Raw genomic sequence first — 16,280 nt, 5'->3', positions numbered from 1 at the left:
GTAAATATATAACTTAAATGCGTAACAGCTCATCAATCCTAAACCTTCATTAGGGGTGTAAGGGTGTAAGGTGTTGTCCTTTGGTTTCAATCCAAAGGACTTCACGGTTGCCCTTCTTATTGCTGGGCTAAAGACTCATGCGGGTGGTTGGGGCTAGTTCTTCCCCCCTACCACCATGCAACCGCCACACCCGTCCCAACGGGGCTTGGTCAATTTGATAGGTTGTTTAGGGTGTCGTCTGCGGTGGATTGGTGGAATTAGGAAATGGAAGAGTTGGTACAATTACAGGCTTTGGTTTTTCGCCTTGCAGTTGAATTTGGGCTTGATTGCGACCGTCTATTGCTTGTTGGTAATTAGGCTTGTATTTTATTGCTCGATCGTAAGAAGCGATCGCATCCTGATATCGTTTTAAATTTAATAGAGCATTGCCTCTGCTAAACCAGCTTTCAGAATGGTCTACTTTATAACGAACTGCCTTATTATAAGACGCGATCGCATCTTCGTATTTCTGCAATATGTATTGTGAATTACCTAAATTATACCAGAGTTGATAGTTATTTTGCTTAAGTGTCGCCGCTTTAATATAAGCTTTTATTGCTTCTTCATAGCGTTGGTTTTGATGCAGCGACCAGCCCAAATTATACCAGGCTTGATAGTTTCTGGGACTGTATTTAATTACTTGATTAAAAGATTCAATCGCTTCTGGATAACGCTGTAAATTCAGCAGTATATTACCTCTAGATAACCAAGCTTGGTAATAATCTGGCTGATATTGCACCGATTTATCATAAGCTGTAAATGCATCTTGATAGCGTTTTAAATTGACTAGTGTATTCCCTATATTATACCAGGCTTGCTCGTAGTCTGGTTTTAAATCAACGACTTTTTGATAGGCTGCGATCGCTTCTTCATATTGCCTAGAATTCTGCAAAGCTAATCCTTTTTTATACCAAGCTTCATAATTATCTGGTTTGAGTTCAATCGCCTTTTCATAAGACTTAATTGCTTGGTCATATTGGTTTAAATTACTGAAAGCTTCACCTTTAGCATTCCAGACTTCTGAATTGTCATTATTTAATTCTAAGGCTTTGTCAAAAGAGGCGATCGCTTCTTGATATCGCTGTAAATTTACCAATACAGTGCCACGTCCAATCCAAGCATCTAAATAATCTGGCTGAATTTGAATTGCTCTGTCGTAGGCCAATAATGCTTCTTTGTATTTTCTTAATTTATTTAGCGTTTTGCCTTGACCATTCCAAGCTTGAGCATAATCTGGTCTAAGATTAACGGCTTTTTCATATACTTCTAGCGCCTCTTGATAGCGTTGCAAATCAAAAAACGTATTTCCTTGTTTAGATAATTCTATGGCATTATTTGAATTGATGTAACTCCAAATAAATATTGATGCTACTGTGCCAACAGTCAAGAAAAATATTGTTAGTAAAATTTTACCTAATATACCTTTTTTAGGTTGAGGTTTATTGATATTTTTTGGTGGAGAAGGAGGAGTTAACGCTACTGTCTGAACAGGTGGTTGTCTTAACTCTTTGAGCGCTTGTAATGCCACCGTTGCCGAAGGATAGCGTTGCCGAAAGTCGTAGCAGACCATTTTATCTAAGAATTGAGCAAATTCTGGTGTTACTGTAGCTTGATCGTGCCAGATAATTTCATTAGTATCACCATCTTTTACTATTTCCTCTGGTGATAATCCAGTCAAAGCTTGAATAGCAATTATTCCCGCAGCATAGATATCACTGCTTAATTTTGGCGTACCATGAGCTTGTTCGCCAGGAATATATCCAGGCGTACCAATAGCTACTGTTGCGAGAGTTTGACCTTGGGGAGTAATAACTTGAGTGGCAATTTGTTTCACTGCACCAAAATCAATTAAAATTAATTTGCCATCTGGTTGGCGTCTGAGGATATTGTGGGGATTGACATCACGATGAATTACATTCTGTTGATGGACAAATTCTAAGATTGCCAAAAGTTCTTGTAAAAGTGAAATAACTTCTTCTTGACTGAGGATTTTACCTGATGTTAATTCTTGACTCAGATCGTGACCTTCGATCAATTCCTGTACAAGATAGAATTCGGCATTTTCCTCAAAGTAAGCTAAAAGTTGAGGAATGCGATCGTGAGTTCCTAATTTATACAGAACTTGTGCTTCCGTATCAAATAATCGTCTAGCTGTTTCCAAAGTTACTGGATCGCTTGCCTGGGGTTTGAGTTTCTTAACGACACATAGAGGTGAACCGGGTAATTGGGTATCACAAGCCACAAAAGTTTCACCAAAACCCCCACCTCCCAAGTTACTAATAATTTGGTATCTTCCTACAAGTGTGTTTCCTAGCATCTCGTTTGCCTAGTTAAGTGCGATGCGATCTGATTTCAATCTTGCCACAGGTTAAGGAGTGGGGAGATGAGGGAGCAATCAATTCAAAATTCAAAATTAAAGAACTTCTGCCTCCAGCAAGAACTGCCTCCTGCCTTCTCTTCCCCAATGCCCAATGCCCAATGCCCCATGCCCCATGTCCCATGCCCCTAATCGATATGATTCCTATTAGTGATAATATTCGTTGTCGAAGTAAGCCAATTATTAATTACTGGTTGATTGGCATTAACCTGGCTGTATTTTTATGGGAACTTAAACTAGAGTTTAGCGGTCAATTAGGCTATTTTGTCAATAGTTGGGGTGTGATACCAGCACAGATTAGTGGAGCAGTTACCAATGCTCTTTTTTTCAATTCTGCTGCTTGGATAGTTGTAGTTTGGCGGACATTTACACTATTTTTTGGAATATTTTTGCACGGTAGTTTTAGTCAAATATTAGGAAATCTACTATTTTTGTGGGTTTTTGGGAAAACTGTAGAAAATATTCTAGGACATGGACGTTATCTAGGATTTTATCTGGCTGCTGGTGCGATCGCAGGGGTAATACAAATTCTGGCTGAACCAGGTTTGGCAGTTCCATTGATTGGGGCAAATGGTGCGATCGCAGCTATTTTAGGAGCATACATGATGAAGTTTCCTAAAGCTAAAATTGACACTGTTTTGCCGCTAATAATCTTGTATATTCCCATCCAACTACCAGCCTTTTTCTATATATTTTGGTGGTTTGTACAACAATTATTTTATGGTATAGGCAGTTTAAATATTCCTCCTGTCGGCGTAAATCAATCGGGTGTTGTCTTCTTAGGGCAGGTTGTGGGATTATTAATAGGTGGAGCTTTCATCCGATTGAAGAGATAAATTTTCTTTAGCTATTGAGCTATTTTATAGACTGATGTCAAAAAGCTCAATTTTAATTTTAATATTTTTAGCAGTGCTAACCCTACAGTCATTAAAACTCATATACACCTTTTGGCTGAAATTCATAAACTGTTTCTACCTAATAAAGTATATAAATAAGCAAAATGATTAATGCGATATTTTGTTGATTTTTTATCTACCTTTTGAGAGATTACATTTGATAGTTGAAAAATTCATAGATCGAACTAGGGATACCTACTCTTCAAGTCGATATTATTAAAGATTAGTGGTGTATAAGATGCAAAATGTTGATAAGACTAACTTTAAACTCACTGATGAATTAGCAGTTTTGCGGCAGCGTGTAGCTGAGTTAGAGCAATCAGAGATATTTTATCAACAAAGGCAAACAGCGCTTGAGAAACAATTAACAGAAGTAAAAATAAAGCTGCCAGTAGAAGCAGAAAACCCTCGTCTTAAAGTTGTTGATTGGCAGATTGACAAGGATGCATCTGCACATCTCAATCTGCCAACAGATGTAGCAGTAATTTTACAGCAACTTCAACAAGAAATTGTGGAGCGACAGCAGTTAGAAGTAGTTCTTAGAGAGAGTGAAGAACGGCTAAGGCTAGTTCTAGATGTATCCGAGATGGGCTTGTGGGATTGGAATATTGTTACCAATAAAGTCATCTGGTCGGAAAATTATGAACTGCTTTTTGGTCTATTTCCAAGTAGTTTTGATAGTCCTTATGAGACGTTTAAAAAGTGCGTTCATCCTGAAGATAGCCAATCTGTAATGCAAGCGATCGCCCACGCTTTGGCACAAAAGACTGACTATAATGATGAATTTCGTATAGTTCGTTCAGACCAAAGTACACACTGGATTTCTGCCAACGGCAAATTTATCTATAACGCTCAAGGGCAAGCTGTGCGAATGATCGGCGTTTGTATGGAAACTACTGTGTGTAAGCAGGCAAAAGAAAGTACTCGCGAACTCACAACACAAGTCCAAGAAAAGGCAAATATTTTAAATGCCATCCTTACCGCCTCAGTCGATCATATTTACATCTTTAATCGCCAAGGTTGTTATCAGTATGTCAGCCGCGATGGAGCAACTTTACTAGGTTTAAAGCCCCAAGATATTGTCGGTAAAAGTTTGTCAGAAATGGATTTACCCGCAGACCTAATAACGCAAGTAGATAATCAACTACTTGCTGTCATGAAAACTGGGCAGCCGATAAAAGATGAGTGTAAATATGGTAGCGCCGATGGGTTGCATTATTATGAATACATCCTCACACCATTACGGAATTTAAACCAAACTATTGAAGGCGTAATCACTGTTGCTCGCGATATTACCGCACACAAACGGGCAGAAAAAATTTTACGTGAAAGTGAAGCGCGATTTCGGCGTTTGTTTGAATCTAATCTGATTGGGGTTGCTTTTTGGACCGTGGATGGTTTCATCCTTGATGCCAATGATGCCTTTCTGCAACTAGCTGGCTACACTCGTGATGAGTTTGCTACTTTAGGTAGATTTAATTGGAGAGAACTTACTCCTGTAGAGTATCAGCATTTAGACGATCGCGCCCTTTTGGAGGTGCAAACCAGTGGAGTTTCCAAAATTTACGAGAAAGAATACATCCACCGCAACGGCAAGCGAGTAGCAATTGTTTTGGGGATGGCCCTGCTAAATGACTCCCAAGACAACGGTGTTGCTTTTGTACTCGATATTACCGATCGCAAATTGGCTGAAAAAGAATGCGATCGCCTACTCGATTGCGAAAGGACAGCACGACAACAAGCAGAAATCGCCAACAAAGTTAAAGATGAATTTCTGGCGGTTCTCTCCCATGAACTACGAACCCCACTCAACTCCGTTCTGGGATGGTCGAAAATGCTGCGGACTCGCAAGTTTGATGAAAAAACTACTAACCACGCCTTAGAAACCATTGAACGCAACGCTAAGTTACAAACTCAGCTAATAGAAGATTTGTTGGATGTGTCTCGCATCCTGCAAGGAAAATTAAACTTAAATATCTGTCCAGTCAGCTTGGTAATGGTAGTTGAAGCAGCACTAGAAACAGTAAAACTAGCGGCACAAGCCAAGTCAATTCAAATTCAAACCGTATTTGATCCCAATTTGGGACAAGTTATGGGCGACCCAAATCGGCTGCAACAAGTTGTGTGGAACTTGGTTTCTAATGCGGTAAAATTTACACCAACAGGAGGACGGGTAGAAATTCGACTCATGGAAGTTGGTAATCAGGCTCAAATTCAGGTTAGCGATACAGGTAAGGGAATTAGCCTAGACTTTTTGCCTTATGTGTTCGATTACTTTCGCCAAGCTGATGGTACAACTACACGGATATTTGGTGGATTAGGTTTAGGACTAGCGATCGTGCGTAAGGTTGTAGAAATGCATGGGGGAAATGTTCAAGCCGAAAGTCTTGGAGAAGGATTGGGTGCAACCTTCAGTGTCGAGTTACCGCTTTTGCTTAGAAGCGAACAAGTTCGAGGTGAAGAGAATCAGTCTTCATATTCGGAGCCGGAATCTTCGCTGCTTGCAGACACTCAAGTTTTGGTAGTGGACGATGAACCAGATATTCGCGATTTACTTACCTTTATTTTGCAAGACTACGGTGTGCAAGTAACCGCCGTATCATCAGCACAGGAAGCACTACAAGCACTATCTGAGTTGATACCAGATGTTTTAATTAGCGATATTGGAATGCCAAAAACAGACGGTTATATGCTGATGCGTGAAGTGCGATCGCGATCGCCCCAACAAGGAGGAAACGTACCAGCGATCGCTCTGACGGCTTATGCAGGGGAAATGAATCAGGAGCAAGCATTAGCCGCAGGATTTCAAATGCATATCTCCAAACCAGTAGATCCAGATGCATTGGTGAAAGCGATCGCTGATTTGATAAAGTAGTCATTAGTCATTGGTCATTAGTCATTGTTTTTTGGTACATACGGAGTGTTTGGTTGGAGAAAAAAACTTCTGTTGAGCAGATTATGAAAGAAGCCTTAACTTTGCCCAGTGCAGCGAGAGCATTGTTGGCAGAAAAACTGGTTGAAAGTCTTGAATTTGATGTAGACGAAACACTTCAAACACTGTGGACAGATGAAGCCAAAAAGCGTAGAGATGCAGTCCGAAGCAGTACAGCTCAACCCATTGCTGGAGAGGAAGCGTTAGCTAGAGTAAGACAACTTTTGGAGTAATGAAATACGTCTTTCATCCAGCAGCATTGAGTGAATTTAAAATGTATATTTCCAAACCAGTTCCAGATGTATTGGTGAAAGCGATCGCTGATTTGATTGAACCAAGCTGATATAGGTAAGCGTCTGAGAGGCTTTCCATAATTTTAGTTTTGTATCAACATTGCAAACCGAAACAATCGCATTGTCAGCCGATGCAATCGCATTGTCAGCCGATGCAATCGCATTGTCAACCGATGCAATCGCATTGTCAGCCGATGCAATCGCATTGTCAGCCGATGCAATCGCATTGTCAACCGATGCAATCGCATTGTCAGCCGATGCAATCGCATTGTCAGCCGATGCAATCGCATTGTCAGCTGATGCAATCGCATTGTCAGCCGAAACAATTACATTGTAAGTCGATGCAAGAATTTGCCGTTGCTACCTTCTTCTACAGCGACGGTTCATCTAAAAGTGTCAGCCACCGCTACTCCAGAACGCGATCGCACTTCCTATCTGCAACGAGGGCGATCGCCTCACAGTGTGCCGTTATTGAGGCGATGTTTAATATAAACTAAACGATACTCAAATTAACTCCCACAATCACATCGTTGAAATCGTTGTCACCACCATCTGGTAAATCCTCAAAGCCAAAGATGTTATTTCCTAATAAGCGAATATGATCTACTTTGTCAATGTTAGCTCCCAAGAATGGGAAGTAAACTGCCGGATCGTTATTTGAATTGCTATCAAGTAAACCATCAAGTCCACCATTAGCAATAATAAATGGTGCGAAGATGGAACCAGGTTGGAAAGTTCCAGTGTAAGTTGCCGTACCTTGGTTGTTAACTGTCAGGTCAATGCCTGCAACACGCCCACGAACTGCTGCTTCAGTATAACCAGCTTGTGCAGCGAGAATATCTGCTTTGCCATCTGAGTTAGTGTCAATGCCACCATTCTCATCAGCCACGAGATAGAAGCCGATGAAATTATTGAAAGCTGCTTCTCGATTCACCGTAAAGTCAGCTTTTACTTGACTTGTAACATCCCGTAAATCGATGACTTCGCTCTGAGGCTTTCCTTGCAAATTTGTGCCTAGAGGTAATAAATCATTTGTGGGCTTAACCTTTACCACTAGATCCTGGAAATCAGCATTGCTATTACCAGATCCATCCTTCCAAGCCAGAGAAAACTCGTCGATGCCCAAGTCTGTAATTTTTTGTCTTAATGGGTCAGAAAACAGTATGTCTGTGGTTGGAGTGACTCCAGCCCGTACAGCATCAGTTGAGCTATTCTTCACCAGATAAAATCTCAGGTTATCACCGGAATTAAATTCCAGTAGATGTGTCAAAGCGTTGGTATTAAAACCATTGGGAAGATTGGTAATAGCAGAGAAAATTACCTGAGCTCGATCTAAAGCTGCTTCGGCGTAACCTGCTGCGCCTGGAGCAATACCTTGGATTTTACCTTGAGCATCGTCAACGGTAAACACTCCTAGTTCATTGACAAGATTAGAACTTTGTGTTGTGAGAGTGACTTGAAGTTTTGATTTATCACTGCTATTAGAGATGTTAAAGATATCATCAGCAATTTTTGAAAGCTTGAAGGTAGATGAGCCGTTATTGGATTCTACAGCTAGTAAAAATGTGTCAGTGGCACTTACACCATCATTATCAGTAGCTCGTACTTCAATTGTCAGATTCCCAACATTCGCGTTAGCTGGTGTACCACTGAAGGTGCGAGTAACAGGATTAAATTTCAGCCAGCTTGGTAAATTACTGCCGTCTTTTAAAGTTACTGAGTAACTAAGACCATCACCTGCATCGATATCGCTGAAGGTGTTGGCATCAAAAGTAAAGCTGAAGGCTGTATCTTCTTTAGCTATTTGGTCAGCGATCGCATTATCTAATGTTGGCGCATCGTTGGTATTATTAACTGCTAAGGTAAAATCGTCAGTCGCCGTTGCATCTGATGTATCTATGGCGCTGACTGTGATATTTACACTACCAACTTCACTGTTAGTAGCTCCACCCTTAAAGGTGCGAGTGACAGGATCAAAGGTTAACCAGCTTGGTAATGAATTACCATTTTCTAGAGTTGCCGAGTAGGTAAGGATGTCACCCGCGTCTACATCACTAAAGGTGTTGTCTGGGATAGTAAAGGTAAAGTTTGTGTCTTCGGTTGCGATTTGATCTATAATTGCCTGCTGAACTGTTGGCGCATTATTGACAGCCAAAGTAGTTGTAGTTGTTACCGTATCTGGCTGAGTGGGAACAACTTCCCTTTGACCAAGGTTATCGGTAGCAACGCTATAGAAAGTATAATTACGTCCTGTTTCACCGTTATAAATAGCAGAAGTGGCTGTAGTATTAACTTGCCAAGGAATAAATTCACCGCCATCGGTGGAGACGAAAATATCATAGAAGGCTAGGGCACTACCCGTGTCGCTACCTGTCCAAGAGACAGTGAAGTTAGAGCTACTGTTGACAGGTAAAGTGTTGACTTTATTTGTGGGGATGTCGCTATCTAAGGTGTTAAAGACAGCGGTGGTTTGGATGGGTGTTTGGCTATTAAAGACGATGTTGGCTTGGGCATCAACACGACTGCTATTGGTGGAATTAGCTTTTGCTTGGACGCTGTAGCCCACAAAACCACTTCCTACCCCGTTTTGGTCATTGGGAGGTAGGAAGCCCTGATTTGTACTGTTGGCGGCGTTGCCAGTGCTGGGGTCAATGGCGGTAAATGTCCAAGTGACGACACCTGTGGCTGTGTGTAGTTCAGCATTGACATCGACAAAGACATTTCTAGTACTACGGAGGTCGAGACGTTGACTGTAATTTTGTACACCAAGGGGAACATCTACTGTAATCTCCCCAAACCCAAAGTCATCAAGAGTGAAAGTATTGAGGTCGAGGTCTGAGTCGAGTTGTTGAGTGATGCTAACTTGGGCTATGGGAGTGGTTCCCTGGTTAGCGTTGTTGCTAAAGCGGATGGCATAGGGAATGACTGCACCTGCTGTTAACCAGTTTTGAGTTCCAAAACCGTCGGGGTTGATTAGGGTGTTGGGAGCGCTGACGGTTTCTAGGCGCTGTTGGGTAATCGCTCCTTGGATAAATTGCGGGTCGCCATTGGTGATAAAAATATCAAGGATGACATCTTCTAGCACATCCGGGTCAGTAATTCCGGCATCTCTAGCGATTTGTTCGGCAGCGGCGCGTTGTTCAGGGGTTAAGGTGGCTGCTGTGACAACGTTTTGGGGAAAGGCGAGGTCGGTGAAGGTATTGGTATCCTGTCCTGGGGCGTAGTCAAAAAGGGAAGTTGCTTGAGTAATACGCCAACTGGCTGCATAGTCGCCGTAGAGTTGTTGATTGGAGATAGAACCGCCGATAACTGTTTTGTCACGGAGAGCAAATTCATCACTGCCGTTCTCGTTAAAGTTGCCCAAGAGTCCAACGACTTTACCTTGACGGTTATCAGCAAGACCAAGGTTAATGTTGAGGAAGCTACCGCGATCGCTGATTTGAATTAAGTCGTTATTAGCGGTAATAATATTGTAGCGATCGCCTTCTCGTGTAATTAAGTTTTGTCCAATTGCGTAGAGTTGGCCTTCACCAAGCTTAGTAGCAATACCGTTAATTAGAAGAGGTTGAGCTTGGTTGGCGTAAAAGGCGATGCGTTGACCGTCAATTTTGATTGCAACTGCGGTGTTGGTAGAGACACTAGTACTGCTAAACCAAGGTTGTTGTCGGGTTTGGATTTCAAAATCGTCGGTGATGGATTTAATGAGGGTAAATTCTCTGACAGATTGGAAGTCGTAGTTTAAACCGTCAAGGGTTTGTAGGTGCGGATCATTCCATGTACCGCCACTAAGCGTTAGAGGTTTACTGTAAAGGTAATCCCCTGCTTGATTTACGACTTTACTACCCCAGTTCCATAATTGCTTTCCCCAGTGAGGCAACAGGTCAGTAGAACCGTGAATTATCCATGGATAAATATAGAGATCAAACAAAAAATTAGGTCCATAAACTCCAACTTTATCAGTGCTATAGTCTATATGCCCATCTTTGTAAAAGCTGATTTGACCGGTATTCGTCCAATTCCATGGCCACCATCCAGTTCTTTCTCTGAAACTGTAAAGCAAATCTTTTTTGCCAGTTACGGGATTTGTTCGATGTTCCAAATCTAAATAACCTGTATCATTAACCCAATTAAGATTGTTTAAATAATAATTTGGATCTTTTGAAGGATAAATCTCTTGTTCTGTTCTAAGTCCACTAGGGTCAATCAGTAAAATTGGATTGTTGCCAACATACCTATAAAAATTCGTATCCCTACCATTCAACTCAATCGGATCAGCTGCCTTAAAACGTCCTAAACCACTGTCATAAAACCTTGCCCGCATGAAATCGAGTCCATTTCCCTCATCCATTACCCCCCATTGCCCGACATACTCAAAGGGGTTAGCAACGCCTTCAACTTTGGTTAAATCTTCCCCAAAAGGTAAATAACTGTAGCGGTTAACATAACTGCCATCTGTCCCTGTTAACCCTACTGTTGACCCGATCGCATCCGCATCATAGTAATTAATATTACTGCCATTTACCCGATTAACTAACCCAATGCCGTGAGTATAATTGGCAACTAAATCACTGCCGTTATATTCCCCGACAACATCCCCTAACCCAAGGGGATCAAGTAAATATTCCGTCCGTTTCCCATTCAAAACAGTAGCAACGCGGTTTCCTAACCCATCATATTGATAATCCCAAGTTCCATCGGGCGTGACTACTTTTACGAGGCGATTTTCTGCATCATAAGTGTAGGTTGAAGTCTGTCCCCCTTCGGTTTTACTAATCAAATTCCCATCAGTATCGTAGGTATAAACTGCATTACCTACAATCGTATATTGATTGAGGTTATTGCTGGTATAATTCTTCCCTGTCTCGTTATCCGTCACCGCAATGCGATTTCCTGCGGCATCATATTGATAGCGGATGGTGCGATTATCTGGCGTAACTACAGAAGTCAATTGACCCGTGGCATCATAACCATATTCAAAAGTCCCCTCCAGGGTGGTCATGCTGGTACGCCGACCTAAATTATCATAAGCGTACTCAAAACGGGAGTTAACTGTATTGTCTACTTTGTAGTTGCTTAAACGAGTTAACTGATTCTGTTGGTCATATTCGTAAGTTGTATAAGTTCCGTTGCCGTTGGTTTCTTTAGTTAAACGACCTGCATTATCATATTCATAGCTGATAATGTCTTCTCCTGTGGCATCAGTTAAGCTTGTTAAGCGTCCGACAGCATCATAACCATAGTTAACTGTATAACCATCTTGAGATACCAACTTGGTACGCTGACCATCAGCATTGTAGGTATATTGAAGAGAACGACCAGTCGGATAACTAATTAGAGTCAGTTGATTCGCAGCATCATACTCTAAGGTAATGGTTTCCGTGCGATCTGTAACACTGGTGAGATTTCCCTTAGTGTCATAGCCATAGGTAACGCTAGAACCATCCGCAAATTTTTTCTGAGTTAGCTGTCCGTCTTTGTCGTAGGTATATTGGATGGTGTTGCCCCGACGGTTGACATAACTGGTGATATTCCCCAATGCATCCACGCTAAACTGTTGATTACTGCCGTCAGCATAAGTAATTTTAGTCAGATTGCTATTGGCATCATAGCTATAACCAACTCCATTACCTTTGGGATCTGTAAAACCTGTTAACTGATTAAAGTTAACATCGTAGGTAAACTTAACGTCTTGATTGAGTAAATTCGTCTGGTTGATTAAATTCCCCGATTTATCGTAACTGTAAGCTGTTTGACCACCATTTGGCAGAGTTGCACCAATTAAATTCCCATCGGCATCATAGCTAAATAGCAGATTTTGGTTGTTAACACCGCGAATTTGTCCCCCATTACCCCGGTCATCCAGTAAGATTGTTTGGGATGCTCCGGTGTTATCAGTAATTGTTACACCGCCCGTAGTATCGTAACTGTATGTCAGAGTTTGGGTTTCCCCGTTGCTAAACTCTTTAATCAAACGACCTTGGTCATCATATTCAAAACTGCGCTGATAACCTAAATCTGATGTTACCGACAACAGAGAATATTTTTTCGCGGCGACATTACCCGTATCGTAGGTATAAGTCGTTGTTCCTTGGGGAGTGGTGACAGATAGCAGATTTTCCCCAGAAGCGTCATAACTGTAACTGCTGACTTGTCCTGTGGAGTCGGTAATCTGACTAATCCGCCCTTGAGGAGTGTAAGCTAAGGTTAAACTGTCGCCATTGGTGTGAACCAATTTAGTGAGAAGATTATTGGTATATTCCAGCGTAATCCGATTACCGTTGGGATCTTCAACATAACTAAGTTTGCCATCACTACCGAACAGGGAAACTATGCCATCGGCTTCTTTTAAGCGATACTCACCATTAGTAATCGTTAAAGTTGCGCCACCGTATTCGGTATAAGTGCCATTAGTTTGTTTCTCAAAAACACGCTGTAAATCCCCTACACTACGAATAACAACATTTCCCTTGCTATCCGTTGTGGCGCGTAAATCCCACTGACTAGCCCAACCCCGTCCTAAACTGCCTAAATTGTAGCGTTCAGCAATAGATTGAAAGAAGGTGCGATTAAAGGTTAAAGATAGCCCCGATGCAGCATCTACTACATCCGTTGTGCTGAGTAAATCTACATTGGTGAGGGTATTAGCTTCTTGCTTCCATTCAAAAGCGAATAACCGAGTTAAATCATTGGTTTGTTCTCCCAATTGACTTAAATAATTAGCATTTTCCGCCATTACAGTTTGGAACTGTCCGGCGGTTTGCCCTAAAGTATCTGTTAAATTACTCCACAGCGCATCCCAACCAGCAGCATCAATAAAACTATAATCTGCGCGAGATTCGGCTTTAATGTTTGCCCAATTAATCACTTCATCAGGCTTAACTTGTTCAACTGCAAAGGAAATTAAGCCATTACCGTTGGGAGTATAATTAAAGGAAAATTGCCCTTGTTCACCAGGAGCTAAAATTCCGGCTGGGCCATTGGTACTCGTTCCCAAATTTAAATTCAGCAGTTGACGCAGGCTAGCACTAACGGTATTTTCTTCAGGAAATGTTACCTGGGCATTGGTTGGCGATATTCTGAACAGAGGAGCAATGACATCCGTTTGTCCGACATTGGTATAGGTGAGTGTCGCTACACCCCGCGAGGGATAACTCAACTGAACTTGAATATTCCCTAGTGAACCATCGGTTACGGTAAAAGAATCGTTAGAAACAAAGCTATTTAGTTCATTGTTGACTTTGACATCATATTTTCCAGTGCTTAACCCCTGCAAGTCAAAAGTTGCCCAGGCTTCTGTTTCATTTACCCAATAAACTTTACTGGCAGCCTTTTCTGTGCCATCGGAGTCAACTAAGCTAATTTGATCTGTTGGTGAAAAATTCTGCCCCGCAATAACTATAGTCGTTTGACCTTTATTACTGCCAGAAGCTCTTTGAGGAAATCCTGTGATTAAGGGAGCATTTTTATCGACAATGGTCAGGGTTGCACTATTTTCCTGGCTAATAGTTACCCCTCCTGTTGGGTTACTTAGAAACAATTGGAGGGTTTCATCTGGTTCTAAGTTATCGTCATTAACGATAGGAATGGTGACAGTTTTACTGGTTTCTCCATCGGCAAAATTAACAATAATAGAAGTATTATTGTAATCACTTGGCGCTTTTGCTGTTCCATCTTTGAAGTTAACAGTGGCACTCACAGCCCCATCAGTTCCACCAGTGCGAGTGACAGTTACGGCTGCAATAGAGGTTCCATCTTCGTTGACACTAAATTGAGGAGAACTAAAGCTTAAATCCCCAAAAACTTGATTTTCATTAACATCTACAACTCCGATAATAAGTTGTTTATCGAAGAATAAACCCTCTTGATCTGTTGTCTGCACTCGAACACTATAACTATTCTTAGTTTCGTAGTCGAATACAGCGTTGGTTTTTAGTTGATTATTGCTGATAGTGAATAAGCTGTTATCGGTTGCACCCGCACCTGTAACTAAGCTATAGGTAAAGGTATTGCCAGCATCAGGATCATTTGTATTTAAATTACCAACGACTATACCAATCGCTTGATTTTCTTCTACAGTGCTTTGAGGAAGAGTAATATTAGTGGGAGTTTCGTTAACATTAGTTACTCCAATTACTAATTGTTTCTCATAGAAAAGACCTCCCTGATCGGTTGCACGAACCTGAATGCTATAACTATTCTTGGTTTCGTAATCGAATACGGCGTTGGCTTTGAGTTGATTATTGCTGATGGTAAATAAACTATTGTCAGTTGCACCTGTTCCCGTAACTAAACTATAGGTAAAGGTATTTCCTAGATCGGGATCAGTTATAGCTAGGTCGCCAATAATTGCTCCAATGGCTTTATTTTCTTCTATATTGCTATTGGAAAGGATAATATTTGTAGGCGGAGCGTTATCAATAATCGTTCCTATTACCGAGGTAGAAGTGCCAACGGCATAACCAGAGCCGCTAATTAGAGTTAGTGAAACAGTTTCATTCGGTTCGACAACTGTATCTGCTATGGGCTTGACAGTAACAGTAGCAGTAGCGGAACCTGCTGCAAAGGTTACAGTTCCCGTAGTAGCTGTAAAATTAGAGGCACCAGTCTGAGTGTAGTCGGTAGTTACTTCCGCCGTGCCAGCAACCGTATAAGTTACCGTTAAAGGATTAGTAGTTGCACCTGTACGGGTGAAGATGTAAGCTAAGTTGGCAGTTCCATCTTCGTTAACACTTCCAGGCTCAACGGCTAATTGGACGACGTTTATAGAATCAGTTCCAGTAATACCTTTTAGGGTTAGATGAGCAAAGAAAATATGATCATCATTTGAGGAGTTAACCGTGTTAAGTGTAATACTGGTATCTCCATTTTTGATAAAGGGTAGCAGATTGTAAAGCTCATCATCTGTTGTTATATCTATACTAGATGGAGAGGGATTGTTAGGACTATCACCCAAACCGCCAGCTGTAAACAGCGCCTCATTACCTCCCTGACCATCATCATAATTTCCCGCAACTTGAGTTAATAGCTGACCATTAACTTTAACTTGAGATGACTGAGTTGCAACAGTACCGGAATTGTAACTGTATCCAATCCCTAACCCCAAGGTAGCTTCCAGATTTGAACTAGTATTAACAGGGGAGGCAAAGTTGATTGTTGCAGTTCCACCTCTAGGACTCAGACCACCAAAGTACAAAATAACACTTTGATCATCTGTTTGATTGGGATCGTCAAAGACAACGGCAAGAGCCAATCCTTCGTATGATGAAGATTCAGAGCCTTCGTTAACTGCAATGTTTAGCGTCCCTGCTGCGGCTGCATCAATGGTAGATTTGACGAGGGAAGTGACATCACTGAAATAGCTGTAGAAGTTACCTCCACGCCAAGGAGTTGATTCAATTCGATCCCAAGTAATAGCTGTACCGTTAACAGAGGCACCAGTGCCAATACTATTAGTACCATCACCTATTAGATAAGCTGTGCGAACCGTAGCACCCAGATTTTTCAAAACTTGAATAGTTTCGGTGGAACTGTCAGTTCCATTACCATCAACAGATAGATAAATTTTGCCTGTCTCATTTAGTAGAGCATTTAAACCAGTGGAAGGATTAATGGGTGTCATGTGGACTAACTTTCCTTTGCTAATTTAAACAGGGGAGTAGAAGGTAAAGACGATTGTTAAAAACTCAAATATCTAGAGAGCCAACAAGAGATAATTAATAGCGATGTAATTTACGTATTTTCAT

7 protein-coding genes are annotated in these 16,280 nt (G+C 41.4%); 5 read left to right on the top strand and 2 right to left on the bottom strand.

What is annotated here, in order from left to right:
• Nucleotides 1-226 precede the first annotated feature (226 nt).
• A complete protein-coding gene (locus HWQ58_RS11625) occupies nt 227-2,356 on the bottom strand; it encodes a tetratricopeptide repeat protein (RefSeq protein WP_292861990.1) in 2,130 nt (709 codons plus the stop codon).
• A 197-nt stretch (nt 2,357-2,553) separates the two neighbouring features.
• On the opposite strand from HWQ58_RS11625, the gene HWQ58_RS11620 reads away from it, so the two are divergent.
• The 5 genes from HWQ58_RS11620 (at nt 2,554) to HWQ58_RS11600 (ending at nt 7,034) form a co-directional block, all read left to right on the top strand.
• Complete coding sequence (locus HWQ58_RS11620; RefSeq protein WP_292862033.1) at nt 2,554-3,252, top strand: rhomboid family intramembrane serine protease; 699 nt, start codon at nt 2,554-2,556, stop codon at nt 3,250-3,252.
• Nucleotides 3,253-3,550: 298 nt separating this feature from the next.
• Nucleotides 3,551-6,187, top strand: coding sequence for a PAS domain S-box protein (locus HWQ58_RS11615; RefSeq protein WP_292861988.1), 2,637 nt, complete (start codon nt 3,551-3,553; stop codon nt 6,185-6,187).
• Nucleotides 6,188-6,270: 83 nt separating this feature from the next.
• The gene (locus HWQ58_RS11610; RefSeq protein WP_292861985.1) at nt 6,271-6,477 is read left to right on the top strand and encodes an addiction module protein; all 207 of its coding nucleotides are present in this window, start codon (nt 6,271-6,273) and stop codon (nt 6,475-6,477) included.
• Nucleotides 6,478-6,658: 181 nt separating this feature from the next.
• A complete protein-coding gene (locus HWQ58_RS11605) occupies nt 6,659-6,874 on the top strand; it encodes a hypothetical protein (RefSeq protein WP_292861982.1) in 216 nt (71 codons plus the stop codon).
• Between the two features lie 4 nt (nt 6,875-6,878).
• Complete coding sequence (locus tag HWQ58_RS11600) at nt 6,879-7,034, top strand: hypothetical protein (RefSeq protein ID WP_292861979.1); 156 nt, start codon at nt 6,879-6,881, stop codon at nt 7,032-7,034.
• On the opposite strand, the gene HWQ58_RS11595 is transcribed toward HWQ58_RS11600, so the two are convergent.
• Nucleotides 7,031-16,156, bottom strand: coding sequence for a putative Ig domain-containing protein (locus HWQ58_RS11595; protein WP_292861976.1), 9,126 nt, complete (start codon nt 16,154-16,156; stop codon nt 7,031-7,033). The genes HWQ58_RS11600 and HWQ58_RS11595 overlap by 4 nt on opposite strands.
• Nucleotides 16,157-16,280 lie beyond the last annotated feature (124 nt).

This window comes from Nostoc sp. LPT, from assembly GCF_017115165.1.
Taxonomy (GTDB): domain Bacteria; phylum Cyanobacteriota; class Cyanobacteriia; order Cyanobacteriales; family Nostocaceae; genus Nostoc.
This window is presented reverse-complemented; position numbering and strand designations above follow the sequence as displayed.

Bases quoted from the DNA above. Each gene is read 5' to 3' on its own strand.
- HWQ58_RS11625 (WP_292861990.1), bottom strand. From the start codon at position 2,356: ATGCTAGGAAACACACTTGTAGGAAGATACCAAATTATTAGTAACTTG.
- HWQ58_RS11620 (WP_292862033.1), top strand. From the start codon at position 2,554: ATGATTCCTATTAGTGATAATATTCGTTGTCGAAGTAAGCCAATTATT.
- HWQ58_RS11615 (WP_292861988.1), top strand. From the start codon at position 3,551: ATGCAAAATGTTGATAAGACTAACTTTAAACTCACTGATGAATTAGCA.
- HWQ58_RS11610 (WP_292861985.1), top strand. From the start codon at position 6,271: ATGAAAGAAGCCTTAACTTTGCCCAGTGCAGCGAGAGCATTGTTGGCA.
- HWQ58_RS11600 (WP_292861979.1), top strand. From the start codon at position 6,879: ATGCAAGAATTTGCCGTTGCTACCTTCTTCTACAGCGACGGTTCATCT.
- HWQ58_RS11595 (WP_292861976.1), bottom strand. From the start codon at position 16,156: ATGACACCCATTAATCCTTCCACTGGTTTAAATGCTCTACTAAATGAG.